The organism is Pseudomonadota bacterium, from assembly GCA_039196715.1.
GTDB lineage: Bacteria > Pseudomonadota > Gammaproteobacteria > CALCKW01 > CALCKW01 > CALCKW01.
Genome location: JBCCUP010000059.1, coordinates 21,951 through 28,191 on the forward strand (window position 1 = coordinate 21,951; position 6,241 = coordinate 28,191).

Genomic DNA, 6,241 nt, shown 5'->3' on the forward strand with positions numbered 1-6,241 from the left:
CCCCTAGAAGTTGAAGTAGAGGAATTGGCTCGTCGTCGAGCGGCCGAACACCGCCCACGCCGCGAGCACGGCGATCACACAGGCCCACACGCGGCTCGGCTGCCAGGTCAGCCATGCCACTGTGGGTGCAATTCGCTGTTTCCGGTCGGTCATCAGCGCCGGGTCGAAAGTGTGCAGGATCTGCTGGGTGTTCGGCGCAAAGAAAGCGATGGTGAAGGCGCCGAGTATCCAGGGGATCACGGAAATGCGCTGGACCGTGTCGATCACGCCGAAGCGGAACCCGAGCGCCTCGACCAGTGGGGCCAGTGGGCCGAAATACAGTTGCCAGTGCGCCGGAATCACGGCGCCGTTCAGCCCGGTCATGCCTGCGAGCACCGCGTGTGCGGCGTCGAGTGACTCGGCCCGGAAGTACACCCAGGCGATCACCACCGCCAGAAAGGTCAGCAGGCGCCCGCGCCAGACACTGAACCAACCGGCGCTCGGCGCCACGCCTCGGCGGGTGTACCAGAGCCAGGTCCAGGCGTGGTTGATGATCAGGTAGCCGCCGTGCAAGCCGCCCCAGATCACGAAGGTCCAGCCGGCGCCGTGCCACAGCCCGCCGAGCAACATGGTCGCACCGAGGTTGATGTACCGGCGGACCTGGCCGGCGCGGTTGCCGCCGAGCGCTATGTAGAGGTAGTCCCGCAGGAAGCGCGACAGTGTCATGTGCCAACGACGCCAGAAGTCCGAGATGTCACGCGCCTTGTAGGGCGAGTTGAAATTCAACGGCAGACGGATACCGAACATCCGCGCCAGACCGAGCGCCATGTCGGAGTAGCCGGAGAAGTCGAAGTAGAGTTGGGCGGTGTAGGCCAGTGCGCCAACCCACCCCTCGATCAGCGTGATGGTCTCCCCGGCATTGGCCGCCGCGAACACCGGATCCGAGAACGTCGCAATGTTGTCGGCAATGATCGTTTTCTTGAACAGCCCCAAAGCAAAAAGGCTCACACCGACGGCGATGTCCTCCCAGTTGACGCGGCCGATGCCGGGCTTGCGAAACTGGGGCAGCATCTCGCTGTGGTGCACGATCGGGCCCGCAATCAGTTGCGGGAAAAACGTCACAAACAACGCGTAGGAGAGAAAGTCGCGCTCGACCGGCTCGCCGTTGTAGGCGTCGGCGAGGTAGGAAATCTGTTGGAACGTGAAGAAGGAGATGGCCAGCGGCAGCAACAGGTCGAGGTTGCTGAATGCCGTGCCGGCGACGGCGTTCACGTTGCCTATGACGAAATCCGCGTACTTGAACACGCCGATGCTCGTGAGGTTGGCGACCACACCGAACACCATCAGGCTCTTCGCCCGGCGTGCGTGGCCGGCGGTGAGCATCCGCGCGATGCCGAGCCCGCACAGGTAGTTGAACACGATCGACCCGCCGATCAGAAGCAGGTAGACCGGTCGCCAGTAGCCGTAGAAAAAGAGACTCGCGGCCACCAACCAGGCCACCGCGGGCCGCAATCCGCGGTTCGCGCCCAGGAAGAAGAACCCGGCGAGCGTGATCGGCAGGAAAGCGAAGATGAATTCGTAGGCGTTGAACAGCATTGGGCCTGCCGAAGCCTCAGACAGCGTGGGTTGCGCAATTGTCTCGCAACAACGGGGCCGGGCGAACCCCATTGCCCAATCTCGTATGTACACCCTCTGGCGCGCATGCGTGACTGTGAGAGTGGTCTACCTCGTTAAGACCGTGCTGCAACAGGAAGGTTGCGCGTCAGCTGAGGCCGAGCTGGGCCCGCGTGGCCGCGACGGTGTTGTACAAGAGGCAGGCAATGGTCATGGGACCGACGCCACCGGGTACCGGGGTGATTGCACGGGCGCGGGCAGCGGCCTCGTCGAACGCGACATCACCGACCAGCTTCGCCTTGCCGTTTTCCCCTTCGATGCGGTTGATGCCGACATCGATGACCGTTGCACCCTCGCGCACCCAGTCGCCGCGCACCATTTCGGGGCGGCCCACAGCGGCAACCAGGATGTCGGCGCCGCGGCACACCGACTCGATGTCGCGCGTGCGGGAGTGGGCGACGGTCACGGTGCAGCTCTCCTGCAGCAGCAGTTGGGCCATCGGCTTGCCGACGATGTTCGAGCGGCCGACGACAACCGCGTTGGCGCCGCTCAGGGACCCCAGCGAGTCTTGAAGCATCATGAGGCAGCCGAGAGGAGTGCAGGGGACCAGGGCCCGTTCGCCCACCGCCAACTTGCCCGCGTTGACCACGTGAAACCCGTCCACGTCCTTGTCCGGGTTGATCGCCGCGAGCACCTTCGCGCTGTCGATGTGCTGTGGCAGCGGCAGCTGGACCAGGATGCCGTTGACGCTCGGGTCGTTGTTCAGCTTTTCGACCAGCGCGAGCACGTCGGCCTCGGGGGTGTCCGCGGGCAGGCGGTGTTCGTCGGAGCGCATACCCACCTCGGTGGTGGACTTGACCTTGTTGCGCACGTACACATGGCTCGCCGGGTCGTCACCCACGAGCACCACGGTCAGGCCCGGTGTCACACCGGAGCGCTCGACCAGTTGGGCCACGTCGGTCGTGAGTTCGGCGCGGAGGGCGGCGGCGCGAGCTTTGCCGTCGATGATGTCAGCCATGAGCCTGGGTCCGGGTGTGGGAGAGCGTATTCTAGTGCGATGTTCGTCGTGCTCGGCTGGCCCTTGCGTCGGGAATTGATCCCAATCCGACGTCGGCGACCCGGCGGCTCAGCCGCTATGATTGGGTTTTGACATGTGGGGCCTCGCCGTGGCGGCGTTTTTCTTCGAATACGGGTTGTTTTTCGCCAAAGTGCTGACAGTGTTGGTCGCGGTGCTGATTGCGGTGGGCTTCGTCGCCTCGCAACGCCATGAACGCCGGCCCGGCGACGGCCGCGTCGAAGTGCGCAGAATCAACGATGTGTTGGAGGACCTGCGCTTCGCGTTGCGCGAGCACCTGCTCGATCCCGACCAGATCAAGCGCGAGGAGAAGACCCGCAAGGCGCGTGAAAAGGCCGAGCGCAAGGCGCGGCGCAAAGAGGCCAAGATGGCCCGCAAGCGTCTCGCGGGGCGCGTTGAGCCCGAGGCGGTGCCGGACAAACCGAGCCTGTTTCTGCTGAATTTCGAGGGTGACATCCGCGCCAGTGCCAACGAGAACCTGCGCCGCGAGATCACGGCGGTGCTGGCCGTTGCGCGCCCCGGCGACGAGGTCGTGGTCAAACTCGAGAGCCCCGGCGGCATGGTGCACAGTTATGGCCTTGCGGCGTCTCAGCTCGACCGCATCGTGCAGGCCAAGGTCCAACTCGTGGTGTGCGTGGACAAGGTGGCCGCGAGCGGCGGCTACATGATGGCCTGCGTCGCGAACCGGATCGTCGCAGCCCCGTTTGCCGTGCTCGGCTCGATCGGGGTGGTCGCCCAGCTGCCCAACGTCCACCGCCTGCTGAAGAAGAACGACATCGACTTCGAGCTGCTGACGGCCGGTCAGTACAAGCGCACTCTCACCGTGTTCGGCGAAAACACCGACGAGGGTCGGCAGAAATTCATCGAGGAACTCGAGGAGACGCACGTGCTGTTCAAGGAGTTCGTCAGCGAGCACCGGCCGCAAGTCGATATCGACCAGATCGCCACGGGTGAAACCTGGTACGGGCGCCGTGCCCTCGGGATGAAACTGATCGACGAAGTCAGCACCTCGGACGACTACCTGATCAAGCGCGTCGAGGAGGTGAACGTCTACGATGTCCGCTTTGTCGAGCACAAATCACTGCGCGAGCGCCTCGGCATGGGCGCGGCCGAGATGCTCGACCGCGTCGCGGTCAAATGGTGGGATCGGCTCACGCAGAGCCGCTGGATGGTCTGATCGGTGAGTGCGGCACGGCGGCGTGTGCTGGTCCGCCTGGTCAAGGCCGGCGCGTTGCTCATCTTCGGCGGCCTGGTGGTGGTGTTGCTGGGCAGCATCTGGCCAACCGTGACCACCCAACGTGTATCGATCTACGTCGACGCCGCCGCGCTCGTACCGGGTGAAGCCATCCGCACCGCCATCGGCAACCTGCCAGTGCTGGTGGTGCGGCGCGGCGACGCGGAGCTCGGCAGTCTCGATGACAGCCGCGTCAACGACGCGGCGTCCTGGCTGAGCCGTGAACCCGACGGCGTGGACGCGGTGCACCGCGGCGTCGACCCGCGCTTCCTCGTGATCGAGGCCTTGGGTACCGCCTTGCAGTGTGAACTCGAGCTGTTGCCCCCGTCCGAGGACGAGTTTCAGGGCATACCGTGGGCAGGCGGGTTTGCCGACAAGTGCCGCGGCGAGCGCTACGACTGGGCCGGTCGCGCTTACCGGAACCAGACCGCCAAGCGCAACTTGCGGGTCTTGCCCCACACCGTCGACGCTGACGACGGATTGACGGTGTCCCTGCCGTGATCGTGCGGAGCCTGCGAACACCACCACATTCACGCACCGCGCGGCCCCGGACAATGCCATGAGCACACGCTCGGTCAGCCGCCACAGCCGTGCCCGGCCCACGCTCGAGGGAGCCGGTGTGCAGCTGCACCGGGCCTTCGGATTCGGCGACACCGCGCGCACGGACCCCTTCCTGCTGTTCGACGATTTCCGCAACGAGAACCCGGAAGCCTATTTTCGCGGGTTTCCGTGGCACCCGCACCGCGGCATCGAGACGATCACCTACGTGTTGGCCGGCACCGTCGAACACGGAGACAGCCTTGGCAACCACGGCGAACTCGGCGCCGGCTCGGTGCAATGGATGACCGCCGGGCGCGGCATCCTCCACCAGGAGATGCCGCGCGGGGACGCGTCCGGACGCATGCACGGCTTCCAGTTGTGGGCCAACCTGCCGGCGAAACACAAGCTGTGCGCGCCGCGGTATCAGGACATCGCGCCCGAGGCCATCCCGGTGGCCGTCGAGGACGACGGCGCGGTCGCGCGGGTACTCTGTGGCCACTTCTGGGGCAAGACCGGCCCGGTGGATGGCCTGGCGGCCGAGCCGATGGTGCTCGACATCAGTGTGCCGCCGAACACGGTCAAGGTGCTGCCGGTCGACACCTGGCGGCAGGCCTTTGCCTACGTGTTTGCAGGCAGCGCCGATTTCCGCGACGCGTCGGCGCCGCGTGGGGTGTTGCACGAGTCCGTCGGCGCCGGCGGCGAGGAAATCCTGGTGCGCGAACCCGCTGGCAACCGCTCGCTGGTGCTGTTCAGTGCAGGGGACGAGGTGCGCGTCGCTGCGGGGCCGGAGGGTGTGCGTTTCCTGCTGTGCTCGGGGCGCCCGATCCAGGAGCCCGTCGCGTGGCACGGCCCGATCGTGATGAACACGGCCGAGGAGATCCGAACCGCGCTCGAACAGCTTCAGAGCGGCAGTTTCATCGGGCAGTAATCAGTCAACACTCACACTGTCAGCTCGTGCGCTAATTGCAGATCAGCTCTCCTACGTAGAAGTCTGCTGCACTGCCTGTCGAGCGATTGTCGCTGCCCCAAGCCCATTTCCACCCTGTGCTGCCGTCAGCATACTGAGCGCTTTGAACCAGTGACACGTGCGGCTGAGCGTAGTAACCACTGGTTCCACCAGCAGGTTCAAGCCCAGTGTTGTCACCCTCGTCCCAGCCCAGCCAGGCAACCTCATTTGTGTCGACGTCAATGGCGATGATGGCATTGTTTTGCGCTATTGGGTTGCTGTCCGGGTGTCCACCTTGGTAGGACGACAACACGGCTACGCCTCGGCCGTCCAGCGGCATAGACATGTGACCGGCCGGCATACCTCTGTTGTCCCACAAGGCAGTGCCTGTGATGTGTGTCATCTGTTGTGTGTCAAGGTTGTACGCAAAGATGCCAGCGGTTTCACCGCCAGTCGTCGTTCTTCCGGCCCAGCCGGCAAGCGGGTTGTAGCCGATTGCAACTATCACCTGTTGTCCCGCATCGTTCTCGCCGACGTCAAAGTGTCCACCGTGCACATAGGCAAGCTGCCGATTTGAATGTCGCAGGTCGAGTAAGTCGTAGGCGTAGAGCTGAAGCTTGCTGGAACCAAAGCTGGTGCCATAAAGGTCATCGTACTGACCACTGGTTAGCAGGTATCGCCCGTTGGGCGAAATCGACGCGATTTCGTTTTCGCCAGGACCATCTTTTCCTGCAAAGCGAAGTCCACCAACAACCGTTTGCGTTTCCAAGTCGAGTGCCACCAGAGCGCCGTCGCCACCGCCGTGCATGACAACCGCCACTCGGCGTCCGTCGGCGGAAATACTTCCCTGCCC

General features: G+C 64.5%; 6 protein-coding genes. 3 read left to right on the forward strand and 3 right to left on the reverse strand.

Annotated features, from left to right (window positions below; genetic code table 11):
* Window positions 1-3: 3 nt before the first annotated feature.
* Window positions 4-1,575, reverse strand: coding sequence for an MBOAT family protein (locus AAGA11_17060; GenBank protein MEM9604577.1), 1,572 nt, complete (start codon window positions 1,573-1,575; stop codon window positions 4-6).
* Window positions 1,576-1,741: 166 nt separating this feature from the next.
* The gene (gene folD / locus AAGA11_17065; protein ID MEM9604578.1) at window positions 1,742-2,611 is read right to left on the reverse strand and encodes a bifunctional methylenetetrahydrofolate dehydrogenase/methenyltetrahydrofolate cyclohydrolase FolD; all 870 of its coding nucleotides are present in this window, start codon (window positions 2,609-2,611) and stop codon (window positions 1,742-1,744) included.
* A gap of 133 nt (window positions 2,612-2,744) precedes the next feature.
* Between folD and sohB the strand changes: the two genes are divergently transcribed.
* Genes sohB through AAGA11_17080 form a run of 3 tightly spaced genes read left to right on the forward strand, consistent with a single transcriptional unit; the run spans window position 2,745 to window position 5,370 of the window.
* Complete coding sequence (gene sohB, locus AAGA11_17070; GenBank protein ID MEM9604579.1) at window positions 2,745-3,845, forward strand: protease SohB; 1,101 nt, start codon at window positions 2,745-2,747, stop codon at window positions 3,843-3,845.
* Between the two features lie 3 nt (window positions 3,846-3,848).
* On the forward strand, window positions 3,849-4,403 hold the full coding sequence (locus AAGA11_17075; GenBank protein MEM9604580.1) for a ubiquinol-cytochrome C reductase, iron-sulfur subunit: 555 nt from the start codon (window positions 3,849-3,851) through the stop codon (window positions 4,401-4,403).
* Between the two features lie 58 nt (window positions 4,404-4,461).
* Window positions 4,462-5,370 carry a pirin family protein gene (locus AAGA11_17080; protein ID MEM9604581.1) on the forward strand — a complete coding sequence of 303 codons (909 nt, stop codon included), beginning with the start codon at window positions 4,462-4,464 and terminating at the stop codon, window positions 5,368-5,370.
* 31 nt (window positions 5,371-5,401) lie between these two features.
* Here AAGA11_17080 and AAGA11_17085 read toward each other — a convergent pair.
* Window positions 5,402-6,241: hypothetical protein (locus tag AAGA11_17085; GenBank protein MEM9604582.1), on the reverse strand; the 840-nt coding region annotated here is incomplete at its 5' end.

What these genes read in the sequence shown, in the direction of transcription:
- sohB (MEM9604579.1), top strand. Translation starts at nt 2,745, where the DNA reads ATGTGGGGCCTCGCCGTGGCGGCGTTTTTCTTCGAATACGGGTTGTTT.
- folD (MEM9604578.1), bottom strand. Translation starts at nt 2,611, where the DNA reads ATGGCTGACATCATCGACGGCAAAGCTCGCGCCGCCGCCCTCCGCGCC.
- AAGA11_17060 (MEM9604577.1), bottom strand. Translation starts at nt 1,575, where the DNA reads ATGCTGTTCAACGCCTACGAATTCATCTTCGCTTTCCTGCCGATCACG.
- AAGA11_17080 (MEM9604581.1), top strand. Translation starts at nt 4,462, where the DNA reads ATGAGCACACGCTCGGTCAGCCGCCACAGCCGTGCCCGGCCCACGCTC.